At 60.9% G+C, this 21615-nt stretch carries 18 protein-coding genes and 1 pseudogene; 8 read left to right on the forward strand and 11 right to left on the reverse strand.

The window, feature by feature from the left end:
* The 10 genes from U862_RS0128515 to U862_RS0128560 form a co-directional block, all read right to left on the reverse strand.
* Positions 1–290 (reverse strand): hypothetical protein (locus U862_RS0128515; RefSeq protein WP_029977902.1); only part of this gene is annotated, 290 nt, incomplete at its 3' end.
* Between the two features lie 243 nt (positions 291–533).
* The gene (locus tag U862_RS0128520; protein WP_025113519.1) at positions 534–4127 is read right to left on the reverse strand and encodes a glycosyltransferase; all 3594 of its coding nucleotides are present in this window, start codon (positions 4125–4127) and stop codon (positions 534–536) included.
* Between the two features lie 108 nt (positions 4128–4235).
* Positions 4236–5804: a flagellar hook-associated protein 3 gene (locus tag U862_RS0128525; protein ID WP_025113520.1), complete on the reverse strand. Its 1569-nt coding sequence runs from the start codon at positions 5802–5804 to the stop codon at positions 4236–4238.
* A 13-nt stretch (positions 5805–5817) separates the two neighbouring features.
* Complete coding sequence (flgK, locus tag U862_RS0128530; protein ID WP_025113521.1) at positions 5818–7863, reverse strand: flagellar hook-associated protein FlgK; 2046 nt, start codon at positions 7861–7863, stop codon at positions 5818–5820.
* Between the two features lie 24 nt (positions 7864–7887).
* Positions 7888–9174, reverse strand: coding sequence for a flagellar assembly peptidoglycan hydrolase FlgJ (gene flgJ / locus U862_RS0128535; protein ID WP_025113522.1), 1287 nt, complete (start codon positions 9172–9174; stop codon positions 7888–7890).
* Positions 9175–9185: 11 nt separating this feature from the next.
* Positions 9186–10274 carry a flagellar basal body P-ring protein FlgI gene (locus U862_RS0128540; protein WP_161794916.1) on the reverse strand — a complete coding sequence of 363 codons (1089 nt, stop codon included), beginning with the start codon at positions 10272–10274 and terminating at the stop codon, positions 9186–9188.
* Between the two features lie 27 nt (positions 10275–10301).
* Entirely contained in the window at positions 10302–10997 is a 696-nt protein-coding gene (flgH, locus tag U862_RS0128545) for a flagellar basal body L-ring protein FlgH (RefSeq protein ID WP_007965503.1), read from the reverse strand.
* Positions 10998–11049: 52 nt separating this feature from the next.
* Entirely contained in the window at positions 11050–11835 is a 786-nt protein-coding gene (flgG, locus tag U862_RS0128550) for a flagellar basal-body rod protein FlgG (RefSeq protein ID WP_003222804.1), read from the reverse strand.
* Positions 11836–11880: 45 nt separating this feature from the next.
* Complete coding sequence (locus U862_RS0128555; RefSeq protein WP_025113524.1) at positions 11881–12621, reverse strand: flagellar basal body rod protein FlgF; 741 nt, start codon at positions 12619–12621, stop codon at positions 11881–11883.
* 309 nt (positions 12622–12930) lie between these two features.
* Positions 12931–14490: a sigma-54-dependent phenylalanine hydroxylase transcriptional regulator PhhR gene (locus U862_RS0128560; RefSeq protein ID WP_025113525.1), complete on the reverse strand. Its 1560-nt coding sequence runs from the start codon at positions 14488–14490 to the stop codon at positions 12931–12933.
* A 406-nt stretch (positions 14491–14896) separates the two neighbouring features.
* On the opposite strand from U862_RS0128560, the gene phhA reads away from it, so the two are divergent.
* From phhA to U862_RS0128590, 6 genes are all read left to right on the forward strand, one after another.
* Positions 14897–15688: a phenylalanine 4-monooxygenase gene (gene phhA, locus U862_RS0128565; RefSeq protein ID WP_007965510.1), complete on the forward strand. Its 792-nt coding sequence runs from the start codon at positions 14897–14899 to the stop codon at positions 15686–15688.
* A gap of 118 nt (positions 15689–15806) precedes the next feature.
* Positions 15807–16163 (forward strand): 4a-hydroxytetrahydrobiopterin dehydratase, encoded by a 357-nt coding sequence (locus U862_RS0128570; protein ID WP_003222798.1) that lies wholly within the window; start codon positions 15807–15809, stop codon positions 16161–16163.
* Positions 16163–17356, forward strand: a complete 1194-nt coding sequence (locus U862_RS0128575) for an amino acid aminotransferase (RefSeq protein WP_025113526.1) — start codon at positions 16163–16165, stop codon at positions 17354–17356. The genes U862_RS0128570 and U862_RS0128575 overlap by 1 nt, the downstream gene beginning before the upstream one ends.
* Positions 17357–17627: 271 nt before the next feature.
* Positions 17628–17759 carry a hypothetical protein gene (locus tag U862_RS31295; protein WP_256214777.1) on the forward strand — a complete coding sequence of 44 codons (132 nt, stop codon included), beginning with the start codon at positions 17628–17630 and terminating at the stop codon, positions 17757–17759.
* Positions 17760–17828: 69 nt separating this feature from the next.
* Entirely contained in the window at positions 17829–18011 is a 183-nt protein-coding gene (locus tag U862_RS0128585) for a hypothetical protein (RefSeq protein WP_025113527.1), read from the forward strand.
* A gap of 115 nt (positions 18012–18126) precedes the next feature.
* Positions 18127–19314, forward strand: coding sequence for an MFS transporter (locus tag U862_RS0128590; protein ID WP_025113528.1), 1188 nt, complete (start codon positions 18127–18129; stop codon positions 19312–19314).
* Here the strand turns inward: U862_RS0128590 and arfB are convergent.
* Positions 19311–19724, reverse strand: coding sequence for an alternative ribosome rescue aminoacyl-tRNA hydrolase ArfB (gene arfB, locus U862_RS0128595; protein WP_025113529.1), 414 nt, complete (start codon positions 19722–19724; stop codon positions 19311–19313). The two genes, U862_RS0128590 and arfB, sit on opposite strands and share 4 nt — an antisense overlap.
* Before the next feature lie 452 nt (positions 19725–20176).
* Here arfB and U862_RS0128600 point away from each other — a divergent pair, with 452 nt between their 5' ends.
* Both U862_RS0128600 and U862_RS0128605 read left to right on the forward strand, forming a co-directional pair.
* Positions 20177–20440 (forward strand): PAAR domain-containing protein, encoded by a 264-nt coding sequence (locus U862_RS0128600; protein WP_007920142.1) that lies wholly within the window; start codon positions 20177–20179, stop codon positions 20438–20440.
* Positions 20441–20557: 117 nt separating this feature from the next.
* Positions 20558–21615 (forward strand): annotated as a pseudogene (locus U862_RS0128605) (RHS repeat protein); the annotation flags it as partial.

Below are 21615 nucleotides of genomic sequence, written 5' to 3' on the forward strand. Positions count from 1 at the left end.
GTGGTGAAGCTATCGTTGAAAGCCGAACCAATGACCTTTTCAACGCCAGTCAGGGTATCGCCCTGCGAATCGCCACCCACACCTGCCAGACCGGTGCCCGGACGGATGTCGATATTGACTCCTGCTGCGGAAGCCGAGTAATCGACCGTATCGAAACCAGCCCCACCATCGATCTTGTCCGCACCGGCACTGCCCTTGATCAGGTCGTTGCCATCCAGACCATTGATCTGGTCATCATCATTGGTACCGATCAGCGTATCCGCGCCGTTTGTCCCATTTATCACCGCCATTACTTCTTCCTTGCCTTGTTAAGAACCGGTACCGGTGCGCCAGGCGATCAGACGTCATCGCAGCGAACACCAAAGACTTACGAATGTGTTGATATCGACAGGAAATGATCGAAGCTTGAGGCCCCGCAAAAAATTGTATCGAGATTGATGCAATACGATTTTCGCAGGCAAAAAAAAAGGCGACTCGAAAGTCGCCTGTTTTTTGGGGTGGGTGCTGCACGAGTCTGTCTGTCTGTCTGTCTGTCAGTCCGCCAGCCAGCCATTCTCCCAGTAGCGCAGGTTATCGCCACGCAGCACGTAATCGCGCAACACCACCTCACGCAACTCGTCGCCCATGCGGTAACTGGCATCCGGATCGGCCAGGTGCATGCGAATTGCCTGCAGCCACTCATCGGTGGTGTTGGTCTTGACCCGCGTGCACGGCAAGTAGCCGCGATAGGCTTCGGTGTCGGTGCAGATCACCGGGTAGCCGCATGCGCCGTACTCCAGCAGCCGCAGGTTGCTCTTGCAGTCGTTGAAGATGTGAAACTCCAGCGGTGCGAGGGCCAGATCCAGATTGAGGCTGGCCAGTTTCGCCGGATACACGTCCAGCCCGATCACGCCATGGAACTCATGCATGTACGGCCGCAGGTCATCCGGGCACATGCCGAAGAATACCCAGTCGACTTCATTGGCCAGTTCGCGCACGACATCGGCGATCACTGCCAGGTCGCCGTGGTGGCTGGTGCCACCGCCCCAACCAACGCGCGGTTTCTTCGACGTGCGCCGACGGCTGCGCAGGTTGCTCCAGAGGTCCTTGGCGAGCATGTTCGGCACCACACGAATGTCGTGGTGCATGTCCGACAGAACATTGGCCAGCGGTTGAGTGGACACGACCACTCGATCACAGAGGCCGATCGCCCGACGCACCATGCGCTCCATGTCCTGCTTGCTCGGCATGTTGCGGATGTGGGCATTGCGATGAGGAACGTCGATGACATAGTCATCCAGCTCGAAAATACGCCGGGCGCTGAAGTATTTCTTCAAGGGCGGGATTTCATCGATGGCATGCTCCGAGTAGCGCCCTTGCAGCACGATCACGTCGGGGGCCTGACGCTCGATTTCGACGATCGACGGCAAGCCGTAGCAGACGCGCCCTTCGACCCGATTGGCCGCCACCAGCTCGATCATCGGCTGGCTCATGCGGTAATGGCCGATGGCCGACGCATTGATCGGCACCGCGAGTACATTGGGCAGGTTCGACCTGGAAAACGCACTCCAACCGGTCAGCAGACCCGGCTCGAGACTGAAGTTGGTGGCACCGACGCCTTGCAGCGCGAGGTTGACGTTGTACGCCGGGTCGCGGGCAATCTGCGGCAACCAGCGCTGGTAAAACGTATCCTGCTCGCGTTCGTGCTGTTGCTGCTCATCGCTCGTTGCCACAGTGCTCGGGCGAGCACCCACGGCCAGCCTGGCATGCGGATTCCACACCACCAGGTAACCTTCGCGACCCACACGCAGGCACAGATCCACCACGTTGTACGCGGCCTTCAAGTCTTGTTCGTCGAGGCCCCCGACCTCCTTGAAGACCGACTTGCGCACCATCAGGCAGTCACCGCCGACAGCGCTCAGGTCCTGCACCGCCTGCAGCCGGAACATATAGCCCTCCGACTGCATTGGCTGACCAAAGAACGGCAACCCGGCCGGTCCCTGCAAGCCGAGTATCAGGCCGGCATGCAGTACACCGCCGTCCGGATTGAACAACTTGGCGCCAACCACCCCGACTTCCGGGCGCTGCGCATGATTGAGCAATTCGTCGAGCCAGTCGGCTTGAGTGATCACCGCAAAGGCATTGAGCAGCAGCACGTACTCGCCGCGCGCCTGGCCCACGGCAAAGTTGTGAATGGCAGCGGGATTGTTCTTTTGCGGGTAGCGCAACACGCGAATCCGGTCACCGCCCAATTGCCCCATGCCGTCGAGCCACGCCTGCGCCTCGGCGCTCTCGCTGCCGCCGTCGACCAAGAGCATTTCGTACTCGGTGTAAGCGGTCTTTTCCAGCAGCGTTTCGACACAACGCTGCAAGGCAGCCGTCTGATCCTGAGCGACGAGGATCACCGACACCAACGGGCGACGGGCATGGCGATAGTCGACCCGATTGAGCAGCTCACGACCTTCACGCCGGGTCTCGTAGGCAATCCCCAGGCGCTGCAGATGCGCATCCAGCACCCGCGGATTCTGCTCCAGGACACCTGGGTCGGTGAGCCACTGGGACAGATCGAATTTCGATTCGAGCAACACTTCGGCGATATGCCCGATCACCTGAGTGCCGTCACTCTCGACCATGCGCCACAGCAGGTCGTGAGGCGCCAGTTGTGCAAAGTCCGCCTCCAGGCCTCCCAGCGCCAGAACCCGCTCGCGCTTGAACGCCAGAGCCCGCCCGACGTAGGGATAACTGCGCATCAGGTCGAGGTTGAAATCCGGCTTGAACGCAGGTTCTGCCGACTCGCCATTGCGCAGACTGCCTTCGTCGCTGTACAGGCAGGTGAAAGACCGCGAATGCGCGATCCGGTCGGCCATGATCAGCAACGCCGTGGTCACCGGACGATCGCCTGGCTGCAGCAGGTAGAACCAGTCGGCACCTTCCAGCTGCGGCAGCAAATCATTGAGCTGTTCCAGCCCGTCGTCCTGCAGCGGCAGATGAAACACGCGCCCATCCAGTTGCGCTTCGCAACAGGCTGCGGACAGGACCAGCACCAGTTCCGGCGGGTAATCCTGATTGGCAAGGGCCTCCAGCGTACGTTCCAGGCCATCGCGGCTGCCTTTGCCGTCGATGATGATCGGCACGATCCGCGGCTGGTGCGACCAGTTGGCGATGGTTTCCGGCAGCAACGTGCGCTGTCCTTCGGTCAGCACCCGGCACTCCAGCCATTGCGCGTAGAGCTCGCCGAAACTCAGGCTGTCGACGCCAACGCCACACTCCTGACGGCTCTGCCGGGTACCCAGGGTACGACTCAACGGCAACTCTTCCCAAACCCTTGGCGACTCATCAGCCTTCACCAACGGGATATAACGCACCCAGCCTGGCGCAGGCGCCGACTCACCGCTGCGGACTTTGAGCATTTGCGAGAGCCACTCGCGCTCGACGTCCATCGCATCCTTCATCGGTTGTTGCGCGCTCAGCCGCTCCGGATAAAGACGCTCGGCGCTCAGTACGTTGTTGGACACCGCCAGGTTGCCGCGGCGCAGCAGGCAGACGTACAAGGCGAAATCCAGGGTGGCGACGAAGCAGCAACCCTCCTCGGTCAATGCCGGAAGCAGCTCGGCGACGTCGGCGCGGCGAAACAGCGCGTTGCTGAATCCACCGAGAACGTTGACCGGGAATTTTTCGAATATCGCCAGCAGATCGTCACCCTTGAACAGGCCACTGACCGGCGACAGCGAGGTGTTTTCCAGCCGTGCAGGCAGGATGATGTCGTTCGCATCCCAAAGCAGTCGCTGCGCCAGCACCAGGCTGACCTCATCACGGCGCATCTCGTGCGCCTGCTGCTCGATACAGGCGGAATACAGCAGATCATCGTCACACAGAAACTTGATGAACTCGCCCTGCGCCTGATCCAGGCAGGCTTTCAGGTTGCCGACCAAGCCCAGCGTGCGCGGGTTGCGGACATAACGGACGGCAACGCCGCTCTCCTCGCTGACACTCGCGACAATGTTTTCGATCTCGACGCCGCGACTGTCATCGCAAACGATGATTTCCAGATGGCCATAGCCTTGGCCGACAGCGCTACGCAATGCCCGCTCGAAAAAGCGTGGATTGAAGGCGGGAATGACAAGGCTGACGAGAGGGAGTGAATTCACGGCGGGCTCACAGGCGGTACGAGCCCGCTCGGTGAAGCGAGCCCTTGAAACCGCTAAAAAACATTGCTTGGGGATGGAACAAACGGGCGCTCACGCGCCCGCTAACCGTCAGATCTTGTTGAACAGACCCAACTGGCTGATCTTGCTGAACGCCAACTGCGCTGCTTGCAGCATGGTCTGCTGCAGGGTCAGGCGGGTCATGACTTCGGCGGGATCCGAATCACGGATCGAGCCCTGGGTCGTGGTGTTCGCCGTGCTCAGGCTCTGGTTGGTCGCGGTTTGCATATCCAGCGACTGGCCACGGGCACCGATAGTGGTGACAGAAGCGCCGATCTGGTTGGTGGCCGCGTCGATGTTGCCGAGGCCGGCCTCCATCACACCCTGAAACTTCTGCTTGGCAACCGGATCGCCATCGATCGGCGTATTCATCGCGGTAATCATCTGGCCCAGGGTGTCGAGCACGTTCTGGGTCTGGTGATTGTTCGACTGGATCGAGAACTGATCGCCAGCGGCCGGCGTGTTGCCCAGCGCAAAGGTCACGCCCGCAGCAGTCGCGTTGCCGCCCGCCACGGTACCAGACGACACGGGTTTGCTGTCTGCAGTAACTGGCGCTGCGTACAGATCGAAAGCGGTGGCGCTGGTGAACTTGAGCACCGCTCCGCCCTGCGGGAAGGCGTTGTTGTAGGCCGCCTGGTCGGTGATGGTGGAACCGGTGATCACCGCAGTAGACGGGTTGCCCGGGCTGCGTGCGGTGGTGAACGAGTCAGGCGTCATCGACAACTGGAAGCTGTGCCCGGCAATGACTGCGTCCGGATTGGTGTCACCCGTCTTCAGGTTGATGTTCAGCTTCAGGTCGACGCCACGGAAACTCACCGTCTGGTTGGTTCCGGTGGTGTTGACGACCGCGCCGTTCTGGCTGGCTTCGGAAGTCACGTCGTTACCCAGCGCATCGGTGATTTTCAGCTGGGTGCTGCTGACGAAACTGACGGTGTACGGCTGACCACCGGAGAACTTGGAGTTGTAGGTGGCAACGGTGCCCACGGTCCCGTTGGACAACACTACGCGCCCGTCATCCACCGCCGGAGCGGTCATGTTGGTGGTGGTGCGACCGGTGTTGATGGTTTGCTGGAAGGCATCCCAACCGGTGGTGTTGGTACCGACCGACATGCCATCGCCGATGCCCAGATTGATGGTGGTCTGGTCACCGTTGTAGGTGTAGGTGCCGTCGGCGTTCTGCGCATACGGTGCGGTGTCGGTTTTCGAGCCGGAGAACAGGTAGTTGCCGTCAGCGTCCTTGGAGTTCATCAGGCCCAGCACTTGTTGCTGGATCTGCCCCAGTTCCGACGCGTAAGCCTGGCGGTCCTTGTCGGTGGCCGTGCCGTTGTTCGCGGCCAGGGACAGTTCCTTGGCTCGCCCCAACGCCGTGGTGATGGCGTCGAGCGTGGATTCCTGGACGGTCAACGCACTCTTGGCGCTGTTGATGTTGGTGGTGTATTGATCCAGCATCGCCGCCTGCTGGCCCAATTGCAGTAAGCGCCCGGCGCCGATCGGATCATCAGCCGCGGTATTGATGCGCTGCAGGCTGCTGGCCTCGCTCGCGGTGGCGACAGCCTTGTTGAAGTTACGCTGATAGTCAGCCGCTTGCGTGCCGTAATACTGGGCGGTGGAAAGGCGCATGGATTACGACTCCTTAAAGGCTGTTGATCAGCGTGCTGAAAGTTTCCTGCGCAGCTTTGATGATCTGCGACGAGGCGGTGTAGTACTGCTGGTATTTGACGAGGTTGCCGGTTTCTTCATCCAGGTTGACCCCGGACAGCGAATCGCGCGCACCTTGGGCCTGCGTCAGGATCTGCGTAGTGGCCGCGCTGTCGGACTTGCCTTGCGCCGCCTTGGTGCCGACGTTGGTCACCAGCTTGTTGTAGGCGTCGGTCAGGCTGATGCCCTTGCTCGCCGAACCGGTGTCGACGGTCTGCTTGGTTTGCAGAGCCACCAGCGATTGCGCGTTTCGGTTGTCGGACGAGGCCGCCCCGGTCAGGTTCATGGTGAAGCTTTCGCCGGCCTTCGGCGTGCCGCCCACGGTGGTCTGCACGGTGAAGGTTTTCTGCACCGGCGGCACCACACTGTTGTCCATGACCTTGTTGCCGTTGGCATCGAGGATGCCCACCTTCAGATTCAGGGTATTGGCCTGCCCTGGAACAATGGTGCCGGTACCGATGGAGTTACCCTTGGCATCGACCATGGTGTAGGACTGGCTGCCACCGCTGGCTGTATCGAACACCAGCTTGACCGGCGTCGAGTTCTTCAGCGCGGCCTGCATGTCAGCCTGCGCGGCCGGGTTGTAGATGTCGATCTTGTCGCTGAGCGTCGGCTGGGTGTAAGTGCCCAGGTTGTTTGCACTGGCCACACCGGTCAACGGACCGGCCGCTGCGATTTTCTTCGGGTCGGTGAGCACCGTCTGAATGCTTGCCGCCGCGTTGCGGGTCGGCGTTACCTTGAAGCTGTCGCCAGCGCTCAACGCACCGCCATTGAGCGACAGGCTGAAGCCGTCGATCACCGGAGGCGGATTGGTGGTCGTGCTGAAGGTGCCCAGGTCGGTACCGTCGGAGCGCTTGACGCTGTAATCGGTGGCGCTGGTGAACGTCACCTGATAATCGCTGGTGGTCAGCTTGCCGGTGTCCTTGATGGTGACATCGAGGTTGCCCGAGCCTGCGCTGTTACCCGCCTGCGCGATGCTGCGCTGGCTGACCAGTGCGGCGCTGTTGATGTTGTTGAACAGTGCTGCGCCGAAGTCACCGTTCTTGTCGATGCCCTGGGCTTGCTGGCTGTTGATCTGATCGGCGACGACCAGTGCCACGCGCCCCAGTTCGTTGAGCGACGGGTCGAGCACATCTGTGCGATACGTCAGCAGACCACCGATTTCGCCACCGGTCATTGCCGAAGTGATGTCCATGGTGCTCGAGCCGCGATCCATCTGGATAGCCATGCGCGTCGGGTCGTCTTTGCTCGGCACGGTGCTCAGCGTGTTGGTGGTGTTGCCGATCACCAGAGGCTGGCCGCTGCCGATATACACGTCGAAACTGCTGCCGCGCTCGACAACCTGTGCGCCGGTCAGTTCGGACAACTGACGCACGGCTTCGTTACGGCTGTCGAGCAGGTCGTTCGGTGCACCGCCGCCGCTGGAAATCTCGCCGATCTTCTGGTTCAGATTGGCAATCGAGGTGGCCAGCTTGTTCACCTGGGCGGTCATGTCGCCGAGGCTGCCATTGATGCTGGTGTTCTGGTCGTTCAGCTGTTTGGCGATGGTGTTGAAGCGACCGGCCAGCGCCTGCGCGCCGGTCAGCACCGATTGACGGGAGGTGTCGTCGGTTGCCGAAGTTGCTACGCCCTGCATCGAGGTGAAGAACTTCTGCAGCACCCCGGTCAGGCCGGTGTTGGTGTCCGACAGCGTGGCGTCCAGTGGCGTCGCCTGGGCCAGGTACGAGGCGGCTTCGCTGTTAAGCGATGTCGCGGTGTGCAACTGCGTTTCCAGATAGGAGTTGTAGACCCGGCGTACGTCGGCCAGGGTGGTACCGGTGCCGATGAAAACGCTGCCGTACTGCTGCGAGGACTTGGTGCCCTGCACGGTTTGCTGACGTGAATAACCGGCGGTGTCGACGTTGGCAATGTTGTTGCCTGTCGTAGCCAAAGAGGCCTGGCTGGACGCCAGTCCCGACATCCCGATATTGAGCAAACTCATGGTTCAGACCTTATACCTTGTGCCTTATAAAGGCTGGGTGGAAACGCCCGCCGCAGCGTAGTTTTCAAAACTGTTCATCTGCTTGGCTATCTGCGAAATCTTCGTCGCGTAGTTCGGGTCGGTCGCGTAACCGGCCTTTTGCAACTCGCGTACAAACTGTTCTGGGTTATCGGCCGACTTCACAACATCTTGATAGCGATTGTTGGTCTGCAGCAAAGTCACCAGATCGTGGAAACTGTCTTTGTACGAGGCGTAGGAACGGAACTCGGCCGTCTCCTTGACCATCTGCCCGTTGCGGAACTCGCTGGTGATCGCCCGCGCCGAATCGCCGGTCCAGTTGCTGCTGGCCTTGATGCCGAACAGGTTGTGGCTGCTGCTGCCATCCTGGGCGCGCATGACCGATTTGCCCCAGCCGGTTTCCAGCGCGGCTTGCGCCACCAGATAACGCGGATCGACGCCAATTCGAGCGGCGGCCTCTTTGGCCATCGGCAGCATGGTGTTGACGAATTCGTCGGCGGAGCTGAAGGCGCGCTTGGCCGGAGCCAGCGGAATCTGCGCCATCGCCCGGCCGTAAATCTGCATCTGCCCGCCGGACGCTTTCGCGTCTTCGGCACGGGTCAGCCAGTCGCCGTTGTACAGCGGGCCGGCGCCGGTGGTAGCCGTGGTCGCGGCGCGCTGCGGCAATGCATTGGCCGTGGTCGGCGTGGCCGACGGCACCAGACCTGCGAGCAGACGGTCCGCCAGCTTCGGTGGCAGCGCCAGGCGACGCTTGTTGATCATCGCCATGTCATTGCTGTGCGAGGCTTCGGTATTGGAGACATGCCCGGAGCGCGATGCCCACAATGGACGCTCGCCATTGAGTCGCGATAACGGCCCGTTGGTGGCGGTCGTGCCGGCCGCAATCGGTGTCTGCACGGCAGCGGCTTTCGCGGCTTCCTGCTTGGCGGCAGACGCAGCCGCAGCCTCACCCGGGGCCAACGGCCTGTTCTTCGACATCTGCTTCATCAGCACGTCGGCGAGGCCGATACCACCGCCCTCGCGGGACAGCGAGACGGCCAGTTGCTGGTCGTACATTTCCTGATACTGCTTGGCGGCCGGGGTGTTCATCGGGTTGTCTTTACCCAACGCCTCGGTGGCCGAACGCATCGACTTGAGCATTTCGCCAAGGAACAGCGATTCGAATTCCTGCGCCACCTTGCGCATGTTCGCATCGCTGTTCTTGTCGCCGACCTTGAGCTGGTTCAGACGATTGAGGTCGGAGTAGGAACCCGAATCGCCCGTGCCCACCAGACTGCCTTTGCGCATATCCATGGTCGCCGCCCTCAGATCACGATCAGGTCGGCTTGCAACGCGCCGGCCTGTTTCAGTGCTTCGAGAATGGCCATCAGGTCACCCGGTGCCGCGCCGACCTGGTTCACCGCCCGCACGATTTCGTCGAGGGTGGTACCCGGGCCGAACTTGAACATCGGCTTGGCTTCCTGCTGAGCATTGACGCGCGAACGCGGCACAACAGCGGTCTGACCGTTGGACAGCGGACCCGGCTGACTGACGATCGGGTCTTCGGTGATCGTCACCGTGAGGCTGCCGTGGGTCACGGCGGCCGGCGAGACTTTCACGTTCTGGCCGATGACGATGGTGCCGGTGCGCGAGTTGATGATGACTTTCGCCACCGCCTGCCCCGGATCGACTTCGAGGTTTTCCAGGATCGACAGATAGTCGACGCGCTGGCTCGGGTCGAGCGGCGCCGTCACACGAATCGAACCGCCGTCGATGGCTTGCGCCACGCCAGGGCCGAGCATGTCGTTGATCTTGTCGACGATGCGCTTGGCCGTGGTGAAGTCGGAACGGTTGAGGTTCAGCGTCAGGCTGTTGCCCTGGTTGAAACCGCTCGGCACCGAACGCTCCACCGACGCACCGCCCGGGATCCGACCGGCCGACGGAACGTTGACGGTGATCTTCGAACCGTCGCGCCCTTCGGCGTCAAAACCACCGACCACCAGGTTGCCCTGGGCGATGGCGTAGACGTTGCCGTCGATACCCTTGAGCGGGGTCAGCAACAGGGTGCCACCGCGCAGGCTCTTGGAGTTACCGATGGAAGACACGGTGATATCGACCTGCTGACCCGGCTTGGCGAACGCCGGCAGATCGGCACTCACCGACACCGCCGCGACGTTTTTCAGCTGCACGTTGCCCGACCCTGGCGGCACCTTGATGCCGAACTGCGAGAGCATGTTGTTGAAGGTCTGCAGGGTGAACGGGGTTTGCGTCGTCTGATCGCCGGTGCCGTTAAGCCCGACCACCAGGCCGTAACCGATCAACTGGTTGGAGCGCACGCCGGAAATGCTGGCGATATCTTTCAGCCGCTCGGCGTGGGCACCAAAGGCTGCGGACAACAGGGCCGCAGCCAGCATGAGGCTCTTGAAATTCAAAGTCGCCACCTAGAAAGGGAACAGCGGGCTGAGGAAGAAACGGTCGAACCAGCCTGGCTGACTCGCATCGGCAAACGAACCGGTGCCCGAGTAGGTGATGCGCGCATCGGCGACACGGGTCGACGACACGGTGTTGTCGGTCGCGATGTCATCGGCACGCACCAGACCTGCGATCCGCACCAGCTCGTCGCCGGTGTTGAGGGTCATCCACTTCTCGCCGCGCACAGCGATGATGCCGTTAGGCAGCACGTCGGCCACGGTCACAGTGATCGAACCGGTCAGGGTGTTGCCCTGCGCCGCCTTGCTGTCGCCTTTGGTCGCACGGTCGCCACTGTAGCCGACGTCGAGGCTCAGGTCGTTACCGCCCAACGGGTTGTTGGTGGTACCGCTACCGCCGAACAGCGAGGTCAGGCCGATGCCGGTCTTGCTGTTCTTGGCCACTTGCGAGTTGGCGTTCTTGCTCGCCTGGGTCTTCTCGTTCAGGGTGATGGTGATGATGTCACCGACCCGGAACGCCTTGCGGTCGCTGTACAGGTTCTGCTCGAAGCCGGCCTGATAGATCGAGCCGTTGTTGGCCGCAGCCGGCAATGGCGTGCGCGGCAACACCGGGGCGTAGTAAGGGTCATTGGGCTTGGGCGTCGGTGCGACGCAGCCCGCGAGCGAGACGACCCCACCCAATGCCAGAACAGATACGAAGCGTTTCATGACCCTACCTCACGGTGTTGCTGGCGGCCTCATGGCCGCCCCATAGACTTGATTACAGATTCTGCGTTACGAACGAGAGCATCTGGTCGGCGGTGGAGATCACCTTGGAGTTCATCTCGTAGGCGCGTTGAGTGGTGATCATGTTGACCATCTCTTCAACGGTGCTGACGTTGGAACCTTCCAGGGTGTTCTGCAGCGTGGTACCGAAACCGTTCAGGCCCGGGGTGCCGATTTGCGGCGCGCCGGAAGCAGCGGTTTCCAGGAACAGGTTGTTGCCCACGGCTTGCAGACCGGCCGGGTTGATGAAGTCGGCGGTTTGCAGGTTGCCGATCACCTGAGCGGCCGGGTTGCCTGGAACGGTGATGGACACCGTGCCGTCGGTGCCGACGGTGAAGCTCTGGGCGTTGTTCGGAATGACGATGGCCGGTTCCAGGGCGAAACCGCTGGCGTTGACGATCTGGCCATTGGAATCGAGGTGGAAAGTACCGTCACGGGTGTAGGACGTGGTGCCGTCCGGCTGCAGGATCTGGAAGAAACCGCGACCGTCGATGGCCATGTCCAGCGGCTGCTCGGTGGTTTGCAGGCTGCCGGCAGTGAAGTTTTTCTGGGTGCCGACGATGCGCACACCCGTACCCAGTTGCAGACCCGACGGCAGTTCGCTGTCCTGGGTCGACTGGGCGCCTGGCTGACGCTTGATCTGATACAGCAGGTCCTGGAACTCGGCGCGGTCACGTTTGAAACCCGTGGTCGAAACGTTCGCCAGGTTGTTGGAAATGGTGGTCAGGTTGGTGTCCTGGGCGGACAGACCGGTTTTGGCAACCCATAGAGCCGGAAGCATTCGATTCTCCTCGTGCGCCTGTTTTACGGCGCGACGTTCTGATAATTAGCTGATCTGCAAGACCCGAGCCATGGCCTGGTCGTCGTCTTTGGCGGTGTTCATCATCTTGACGTGCAATTCAAACTGCTTGGCCAGCGCCAGCACCGACGTCATTTCTTCCACGGCGTTGACGTTGCTCGACTCAAGGAAACCCGACACCAGTTTGACATTGGCATCGGCCGGCGCCGGCTGGCCGTCCTTGGTATAGATCGAGCCGTCGAGGCCTTTGTTGAGGTTCTTGATGTCCGGGTTGACCAGTTTGATCCGGTCGACTTCCGCCATGACGCGCGGGCCTTCGCCCATCGCACGAATACTGATGGTGCCGTCTTCACCGACTTCGACCTGCTGCTCTAGCGGCACGGCGATCGGACCGCCATTACCCATCACGGCCATGCCGTTGCCAGCGCGCAGCACGCCAAGGGCGTCGATGTTGAGGCTGCCGGTGCGCACGTAGCTTTCGCCACCGTTGGGGTTCTGCACGGCAATAAAGCCGTTGCCGGTCACGGCCACGTCGAGGTCACGCCCGGTCTGCACCAGCGAACCTGCGGTGAAGTCGGTGGCGGGCCGCTCGCTCATGGCAAACGCACGCGCCGGAAAGCTGTCACCGAACACCGGCATCGAACGCGCCTGCTCCAGGTCGCGCTGAAAACCATTGGTGGAGATGTTCGCCAGGTTGTTGGCATGCGCCTTTTGCGCCAGTGCGTTCTGACTGGCGCCGGTCATTGCCACATAAAGGTACTTGTCCACACTCTTTCCTCTGCATGCCGGACGTTTGCCGCCCACCGCTGTACTGCTGAGCCATAAGCAATTTGCAGACCAACTTTTTTCTGGCGGCTTGCGGCCCGGTAAACAAAGGACTTGCGGGCAAGTGTGGGGAAATTTGAAATGTATCGAAGTCGAAAAACCGGCGGTGTTATGCCGCTTGGTGGCAAAGCCTGACAGAGAGGATGCCTGGACCACCGCTTTCGCGAGCAGGCTCGCTCCCACAGGGATTGCCTTTCAAAGTGGGAGCGAGCCTGCTCGCGAAGAGATCGTCACAGGCCATGTGTTCGTGCGCTATGACTCGCTTTTGCCGACTTCATACTCACGCAGCTTATTGGCAATGGTCGTGTGCGAAACCCCCAGCCGCTTGCCCAGTTGCCGACTGCTCGGGTGCTCGGAATACAGTCGTTCCAGCACCGCCTTCTCGAAGCGCCCGACGATCTCGTCCAGCCCCCCTTCCAGCGAGAAATCGCCAAGCGGCTGACGCACACCGTAATCCGGCAAGCGAATATGCTCAGCCTTGACCGTGCCGCCGTCGCACAGCGAAACCGCCTGAAACAGCACGTTCTCCAACTGCCGCACGTTGCCCGGCCAGTGATAGTGACTGAGGCGATCCATCGCCGCCGGCGCCAGTTTCGGCAACGCACAACCGATCTGCCGGCTGGCCTGATCAAGGAAGTGCTCAACCAGCGGCGTCAAACCGTCCAGGCATTCACGCAGCGGCGGAATGTGCAGCGAAAGCACGTTCAAGCGGTGATACAAGTCCTGACGAAACTCGCCGCGGGCGCACAGCTCGGACAAGTCGACCTGGGTCGCGCAGATCACCCGCACATCCAGATACACCTCCTCATCACTGCCGACCCGGCGGAAGCAACCATCCTGCAGAAAGCGCAGCAACTTGACTTGCAAGCGCGGGCTCATTTCACCCACGCCATCGAGGAACAGCGTGCCGCCCGCCGTCAGCTCCAGCAGGCCGAGCTTGCCTTCGGCTCGCGCCCCTTCGAAAGCACCGGGGCCATAGCCGAACAGCTCGGTCTCGGCCATCGACTCCGGCAGCCCCGCGCAGTTGAGCGCCATCAACGGCGACTGCCCGCGCGGGCTGGCGAGGTGGCAGGCGCGCGCCAGCAACTCTTTGCCGGTGCCGGTTTCGCCTTCTATCAATAGCGGCGCATCCAGCGGCGCCATGCGTCGTGCTTCGCGCACCACCGCCGCCATGACTTTGGAACTCTGGAAGATGCTGTCGAAGCCCCGCAGTTCCTGCTTGCGCACGTTATAGATGCGCTCGCCAACGCGATCGGCACGGTGCAAGGTCAGGACCGCGCCGGCCATGGCTTCGCTGTCGTCGTGCTCCGATTGCAGTGGCGCGATGTCGGCGAGAAAGATGTCGCCCTTGACCTTGACGCGCATGCCGTTGATCCGCGACTTGTTGGCGCGCACCAGTTCCGGCAGGTCAAAATCCTCGGCATACCGTGACAACGGAATCCCCGGCACCTCATCCACGCGAACCCCGAGCAACTGTGCGGCGGCACGGTTGGCCGCGACGATCGAGCCGCCCATGTCGATCGACAGCACCGGGAATTCCAGCGCACCGAGCAACGCATTCAACTCCATGTGCCGGCGCTCGCTGGGCATCAGCCCGACGCGCTTGACGCCAAACACGCCGGCAATCGCCTCGAACTTCGGCCGCAACGCCTGGAACTGAATGTTGATCAGGTTCGGGCAGTGCAGGTAGATCGCATTGCCGTGCTCGCCCCCCACCTCGCCGCGCGCGACGTTGATCCCGTACTCCACCAGCAGATTGAGGATGTCGCGCAGGATGCCGATGCGGTTCTGGCAGTGGACTTTGATACGCATAGGAACGCCCCGACGCTAGAACAGTAAGTGCGGCACGACTCCTGTGGGAGCGGGCTTGCTCGCGAAAGCGGTGGGCCGCTACTGATGAGATGGCTGACAGGGCCTCTTCGCGAGCAAGCCCGCTCCCACAATGGAAAGTGCCGGGCCAAGTTGCGGCGCACCATCAGATGTTTCTGAGGTGGCGCGCAGATAATTGTCAAGATTATGTGACAGCCACCAGCCTTTTCAAACCCGAAAATCACCGCAAACGCGAGATACCCGCTGAAGCGTAACGATTTTTTTACGAAATACGGCGAATTTTCCTACAAGGAACGCCTTCAACCTGCTGCATCCCTCCTCACTCTCAGGTAATTCTGAATCCATCGCTGGACATAACAAGAACGAATTCCCCTAGCAGGAGAGCAGTATGAAGCAGACGCAATACGTGGCCCGCGAGCCCGATGCGCAAGGTTTTATCGACTACCCCGCCGAAGAACACGCGGTGTGGAACACGCTGATCACCCGCCAGTTGAAAGTGATCGAGGGTCGCGCGTGCCAGGAGTACCTGGACGGTATCGAAAAACTCGGCCTGCCCCACGACCGCATTCCGCAACTGGGCGAGATCAACAAGGTGCTCGGTGAGACCACCGGTTGGCAGGTTGCCCGTGTTCCTGCACTGATTCCTTTCCAGACCTTCTTCGAATTGCTCGCCAGCAAGCAGTTTCCGGTAGCCACGTTCATTCGTACCCGCGAAGAACTGGACTACCTGCAAGAGCCGGACATTTTCCACGAGATCTTTGGTCACTGCCCGCTGCTGACCAACCCGTGGTTCGCCGAATTCACCCACACCTACGGCAAACTCGGCCTGCAGGCCACCAAGGAAGAACGCGTGTATCTGGCGCGTTTGTACTGGATGACCATCGAGTTCGGCCTGGTCGACACCCCGCAAGGCAAGCGCATCTATGGCGGCGGCATCCTGTCCTCGCCCAAGGAAACCGTTTACTCGCTGTCGGACGAGCCTGAGCATCAGGCCTTCGATCCGCTGGAAGCCATGCGCACGCCGTATCGCATCGATATCCTGCAACCGCTGTACTTTGTCCTGCCGAACCTCAAGCGTCTGTTCGACGTTGCCCATGAAGACATCATGGCCATGGTTCGCCAAGGCATGCAGCTGGGGCTGCACGCACCGAAGTTTCCACCAAAACCGAAAGCCGCGTGATCCGCGACTTTCGCTGACAATTGAGTCTGTCAGTCGCCGCCACTTTGGTTTAGCGTGACGGCATTGACGGCCCGATAGCTTTTATAAAAAAAACACACTCGATTTCAGGAATCACACCATGTCCACTTTGAACCAAGCCCACTGCGAAGCCTGCCGTGCCGATGCGCCACAAGTCAGCGACGAAGAACTGCCGATCCTGATCAAGCAGATCCCTGACTGGAACATCGAAGTTCGCGACAGCATCATGCAGCTGGAGAAAGTTTTCCTGTTCAAGAACTTCAAGCACGCACTGGCCTTCACCAATGCCGTCGGCGAGATCTCCGAGGCCGAAGGTCACCACCCGGGTCTGCTGACCGAGTGGGGCAAAGTCACCGTGACCTGGTGGAGCCACTCGATCAAAGGCCTGCACCGCAACGACTTCATCATGGCCGCGCGCACTGACGAAGTGGCCAAGACCGCAGAAGGACGCAAGTAATGCACTTCGACGCCATCGGCCGGGTACCCGGCGACCCGATTCTCGGTTTGATGGAGGCCTATGCGCAGGACAGCAACCCGCGCAAGTTCGACCTCGGCGTTGGCGTCTACAAGGATGCCCAGGGCCTGACGCCGATTCCCGAAGCGGTGAAGATTGCCGAGGCGCGGCTGGTCGAGAGCCAGGACACCAAGACCTACATCGGTGGTCACGGCAACCCGCTGTTCGGCAAGGTCATCAATGAGCTGGTGCTCGGCGCCGACTCCACGTTGATCGCTGAACAGCGCGCCGGCGCCACCCAGACTCCGGGCGGTACCGGTGCCCTGCGTCTGGCTGCCGACTTCATCGCTCAGTGCCTGCCAGGCAAGGGCGTGTGGTTGAGCAACCCGACCTGGCCGATCCACGAAACGATTTTCGCCGCAGCCGGGGTCAAGGTCAGTCACTACCCGTACGTGGGTAGCGACAACCGCCTCGACGTCGACGCGATGCTCGCAGTGCTCAATGAAGTACCGAAAGGCGATGTGGTGCTGCTGCATGCGTGCTGCCATAACCCGACCGGTTTCGACCTGAATCACGGCGACTGGCAGCGCGTGCTGGACGTGGTGCGCAGCCGTAATCTGCTGCCGCTGATCGACTTTGCCTACCAGGGCTTTGGCGACGGGCTGGAGCAGGATGCGTGGTCGACCCGGCTGTTTGCCACCGAGTTGCCGGAAGTGCTGATCACCAGCTCTTGCTCGAAGAACTTCGGCCTGTATCGCGACCGCACCGGTGCGCTGATTGTCTGCGCGAAAACTGCCGACAAGCTCATCGACATCCGTAGCCAACTGGCCAACATCGCCCGCAACCTGTGGTCGACACCACCGGATCACGGCGCGGCAGTGGTCGCGACCATCCTTGCCGACCCGGAGCTGAAAAGCCGCTGGGCCGATGAAGTGGAAGCCATGCGTCTGCGCATCGCGCAATTGCGCAGTGGCTTGGTTGAAGCGCTGGAACCGCATGGCCTGCGCGAGCGTTTTGCACACATCGGTGTGCAGCGCGGGATGTTCTCCTACACCGGCCTGTCGCCGGAGCAGGTGAAACAGCTGCGTGAGCATCACAGCGTGTACATGGTCAGCTCGGGCCGGGCGAACGTTGCCGGGATCGATGCTACGCGCCTGGCGCTGCTGGCCGAGGCGATCGCCAACGTCTGCCAATAGTGACTGCGACATAAAACACTGTGGGAGCGGGCTTGCTCGCGAAAGCGGAGTATCAGACGACAATCAAGTTGCCTGATGCACCGCCTTCGCGAGCAAGCCCGCTCCCACATTTGCTTTGCAGTGATCTTTTGCTTTTCGCGCCCCTGCGGCCATCTGTCGCATTATTTTCAATTAAAAGTCTGATTGTCATTTTTCCTGCTGTATCCTGCGCAGGCTTTCAAGAAGCGCGGATCTACCAGATCTATCAACAGACTTAGCGAGGAGCGCAACCATGCACGAGATTCCTAATCTCCCCTTCCCAAGCCTGCACGTACCTGAGCAGACGACCACGCAACAAGCCGGCGCACAGCAGCCCGAACCGAAAGAAGCCGTTGAGAGCCGCAAGGCCGACAGCGAAGAGTAAAACCCGCCGTACAGACCGTGTGGAAAGCGCTAAGATGCGCTTTCCACACTGCCTGAAACCGAGCCCGCCATGACCGACGAATTTTCTGAAAGCCAAGCCGCCGTCCTGATCGGCGCCACCGAGAAAATGATCGAGATCTGGAACCGCCTCTCCCCGGAAAAACAGGCCGCCCTGCTCGCCCGTTTCGGCAGCGAAGAAAACGCCCTCGCCGCCCTCGTCACCACACAACTGGTCGCCCCGGCCAAGTCGTGAATCTGCCTTGCGGCAAATAGTTTTACTTTTCCCCGCCCCTGACACGTTCGCGCCGGTATCATAAGCAGCCTATCTAATCCTGCTTTCCCGTGGATCGTTTCCCATGTCGTCCTCTATGTCAGAGCCGCAGCGCCCCCTGGCGGTCACGCTGCAAGTCGTGTCCATCGTCCTCTTCACCTTCATCGGTTACCTGAACATCGGCATTCCGCTCGCTGTATTGCCGGGCTATGTCCACAGCGACCTGGGCTTCGGTGCGGTGATCGCGGGGCTGGTGATCAGCGTGCAATACCTCGCCACCCTGCTCAGCCGCCCGTACGCCGGCAAGATCATCGACAACCAGGGCAGCAAACGCGCGGTGATGATCGGTCTGGCCGGTTGTGGCTTGAGCGGTGTGTTCATGCTGATTTCGGCCTGGACACCCAACTTGCCGATGTTCAGCCTGATCAGCCTGCTGGTTGGGCGGCTGGTGCTGGGCAGCGCGGAAAGCCTGGTCGGCTCCGGGTCGATTGGCTGGGGCATCGGTCGGGTCGGCGCGGCAAATACTGCCAAAGTGATCTCGTGGAACGGCATCGCCAGTTACGGTGCACTGGCGGTTGGTGCGCCGTTCGGGGTGTGGCTGGTCGGCCAGTTGGGGTTGTGGAGCATGGGCGTCAGCATCATCCTGCTGGCGGCGCTGGGCCTGCTGCTGGCCTGGCCGAAAACCGCCGCGCCGATTGTCGCCGGTGAGCGCCTGCCGTTCATGCATGTGCTCGGACGCGTATTCCCGCACGGCTGCGGACTGGCACTGGGCTCGATCGGTTTCGGCACCATCGCCACGTTCATCACCCTGTATTACGCCACCCGGCACTGGGACAACGCGGTGCTGTGCCTGAGCCTGTTCGGTGCCAGCTTCATCGGCGCGCGACTGCTGTTCGGCAACCTGATCAACCGCCTCGGCGGTTTCCGCGTGGCGATTGCCTGCCTGTCGGTGGAGACTCTGGGCCTGTTACTGCTGTGGCTGGCGCCGGACGCGCATTGGGCGCTGGCAGGGGCGGCGTTGAGCGGTTTCGGTTTCTCGCTGGTGTTTCCGGCGCTGGGTGTGGAAGCGGTGAACCTGGTGCCGGCCTCCAGCCGTGGTGCAGCGGTCGGCGCCTATTCGTTGTTCATCGATTTGTCGCTGGGGATCACCGGGCCATTGGCCGGGGCGATTGCGGCGGGGTTTGGTTTTGCTTCGATCTTTCTGTTCGCCGCCCTCGCCTCACTCAGCGGACTGGCGTTGAGCGTGTACCTGTACAAGCACACGGCGAAGTATCGCGAAGACTAGAAATCCACCTTGCCACGCCCGGCCTTGATGCTGCCGCGCTTGGTTTTCGACTCAAGCCGACGCTTCTTCGAGCCGAGGGTCGGCTTGGTCGGGCGGCGCTTCTTTTCGACTTTGGTGGCGCTGAGTATCAGCTCGACCAAACGCTCCAGCGCATCCACGCGGTTGGCTTCCTGCGTGCGGTATTGCTGGGCCTTGATGATCAACACGCCATCGCTGGTGATGCGACTGTCGCGCAGCGCCAGCAACCGCTCCTTGTAGAATTCGGGCAAGGACGAGGCCGGAATGTCGAAGCGCAGGTGCACCGCGCTGGAAACCTTGTTGACGTTCTGCCCACCGGCGCCTTGCGCGCGGATGGCGGTCAGTTCGATCTCGGCATCCGGCAAATGCACGTTGTTGGAAATCACCAGCATGGAAAAACGTCCGTATTCAGAGTGTGCAGGATACCCCGAAACAGACCGCGAACCTGCTGAAGATCCACTGCAGCTCTTCGCCGGTTCGCGATGAGGTGATAGCAATCGACATCGTTTTGTCAGAAATCAATCAGCCGCCCAAGTGCGCAACTTCTTGCGCACCTGTCTTCGAAAAAACGCCCGCAGATCGCCTGCAGCCCATGTCACATGGGTCCTGTAGCCGAGTGCGCAAGAAGTTGCACAGCACTGCGCAACTTCTTGCGCACTTTGAGACGGTTTCCCATAGCAAAAATCGATTTATCCCTAAGACACAGGACGCGACCCCTTACGGCGCAATGGCCATATGGTGGCTGGCACGAGTTTTGATATCAAATCGACACTAACGCGTGCTGAACGCAGACAGCAAAGGCAGGGGCGTTGAGCCAGCAACCCTAGGTCAAAGGAATGACGCAATGAAAGACGCTATTCGCTTGGGCGACTCCACCACTCACGGTGGCAAGGTCCTCGAAGCCTTCTCCCGGACCGACCTCAACGGCAAACCGATTGCCGGGGTCGGTCACAAGGTCAGTTGCCCATTGTGCAAAGGGGTTTTCCCGATTGCCGAAGGCAGCAGCACCTACACCGTCGATGGCACACCCATCGCGCTCGACGGCATGAAGACCGCCTGCGGGGCCGCGCTGATCGCCAGTGGCCCCAAGGGCGCTGTCGTCAGCTAATCCAACTTTTATATTTTGATGCATACCTCAGAGAGGAGGTTTTCTGTCATCCGCTCGTTGAGGTCTTCGACTTTTTTCCTCCAGACCCGAGCCTTGCTGGCGGGTGAGATGCTGTGAATGACCACTGAAACCGCTGTCGCAAAACGCGAGCCCCAAGTTGCCATCGTTCCACTGAACGCCATCGACATTCAGGACGTCGCCAGCAGCGCGGCCACCTTCGATGCTTGGCTGCAATCGGCCACGGATGGTGTAGTCACGCTTGATCGAATCAAGAACTACGCCGGCTTCCTGCCGGTGGTCGGCAACATCATGGCGCTGGTCGATGCACTGGGTGACATCGTCACCCTGTCGAACGCCAAACAACGCGACTTGCTCGCATGGGCCAGCCTTGGCATCAACCTGATCGGCGTATTGCCTTTACCACCGGCGATGGCAGCTGCACGGATGACCCTTCGTCCGACTCTGTTTCTGGTGCGCCAGGAGATGAGGGCCAGCAGCAAGTTGTTGCTCAGCACTTCCGTGATCGAGGTGCTGGTCGGTCACCTGAACGCCTCGATTATCGGCACGCTGGATGATTTTGTTGAACAGGCCAAAGGCAAGTTGCCCGGTATTTTGGCGGACGCTGGCAAGCTCGGCGAAGAAGTCGTTAACGAAATTGCCAAGGGCATCGAAGCGGTGGCGTTTGGCAATCTGGATGCCAAAGGTGATCTGAATGCAGCCAGCGCTCAGGCAAGCGCTGCGGCCGACCAATTCAAGAATGATCCGCTGGCGTCTTTCAGCAATATTTTTGGGGCTGCCAACAGCGCGCTGAAGTCAGCAGGCAAAGGCCTGGCCAACAGCGTGGCGCAAAATCTCGTTCCTGATGACCTCAAAAAAACCGTTTCCGACGAAACCAAAAAACTGCGGGCGATGGGCCCGGAGCTGCGCACCCAGTTGAGCAAGCTGGACGACGAGTCCGTTCAGAACTCCATCGGTTGGTTGCTGCTGATCCTTTCCAGCGCCGTGACGTTGTGGCGCAAGCGCAATGCCCATGGCCAGAACGCCGCCGTCCATCCGGAGAAGACCGGACAGGCGAAGCGTACGGCATCTGAGGGGCAGTTGGCCGCCCACGGCCAACAGGCACCGGCGAAAGGCGCGCCCAACCCGAAGAAAGGTCCCTGTGAATGTGCTACTGA

It is taken from the genome of Pseudomonas sp. H1h (assembly GCF_000633255.1).
Classification (GTDB): domain Bacteria; phylum Pseudomonadota; class Gammaproteobacteria; order Pseudomonadales; family Pseudomonadaceae; genus Aquipseudomonas.

Bases quoted from the DNA above. Each gene is read 5' to 3' on its own strand.
- U862_RS0128525 (WP_025113520.1), bottom strand. From the start codon at position 5,804: ATGCGCCTTTCCACCGCCCAGTATTACGGCACGCAAGCGGCTGACTAT.
- flgK (WP_025113521.1), bottom strand. From the start codon at position 7,863: ATGAGTTTGCTCAATATCGGGATGTCGGGACTGGCGTCCAGCCAGGCC.
- flgJ (WP_025113522.1), bottom strand. From the start codon at position 9,174: ATGGATATGCGCAAAGGCAGTCTGGTGGGCACGGGCGATTCGGGTTCC.
- U862_RS0128540 (WP_161794916.1), bottom strand. From the start codon at position 10,274: ATGCTGGCTGCGGCCCTGTTGTCCGCAGCCTTTGGTGCCCACGCCGAG.
- flgH (WP_007965503.1), bottom strand. From the start codon at position 10,997: ATGAAACGCTTCGTATCTGTTCTGGCATTGGGTGGGGTCGTCTCGCTC.
- flgG (WP_003222804.1), bottom strand. From the start codon at position 11,835: ATGCTTCCGGCTCTATGGGTTGCCAAAACCGGTCTGTCCGCCCAGGAC.
- U862_RS0128560 (WP_025113525.1), bottom strand. From the start codon at position 14,490: ATGCGTATCAAAGTCCACTGCCAGAACCGCATCGGCATCCTGCGCGAC.
- phhA (WP_007965510.1), top strand. From the start codon at position 14,897: ATGAAGCAGACGCAATACGTGGCCCGCGAGCCCGATGCGCAAGGTTTT.
- U862_RS0128570 (WP_003222798.1), top strand. From the start codon at position 15,807: ATGTCCACTTTGAACCAAGCCCACTGCGAAGCCTGCCGTGCCGATGCG.
- U862_RS0128575 (WP_025113526.1), top strand. From the start codon at position 16,163: ATGCACTTCGACGCCATCGGCCGGGTACCCGGCGACCCGATTCTCGGT.
- U862_RS31295 (WP_256214777.1), top strand. From the start codon at position 17,628: ATGCACGAGATTCCTAATCTCCCCTTCCCAAGCCTGCACGTACCTGAG.
- U862_RS0128585 (WP_025113527.1), top strand. From the start codon at position 17,829: ATGACCGACGAATTTTCTGAAAGCCAAGCCGCCGTCCTGATCGGCGCC.
- U862_RS0128590 (WP_025113528.1), top strand. From the start codon at position 18,127: ATGTCAGAGCCGCAGCGCCCCCTGGCGGTCACGCTGCAAGTCGTGTCC.
- arfB (WP_025113529.1), bottom strand. From the start codon at position 19,724: ATGCTGGTGATTTCCAACAACGTGCATTTGCCGGATGCCGAGATCGAA.
- U862_RS0128600 (WP_007920142.1), top strand. From the start codon at position 20,177: ATGAAAGACGCTATTCGCTTGGGCGACTCCACCACTCACGGTGGCAAG.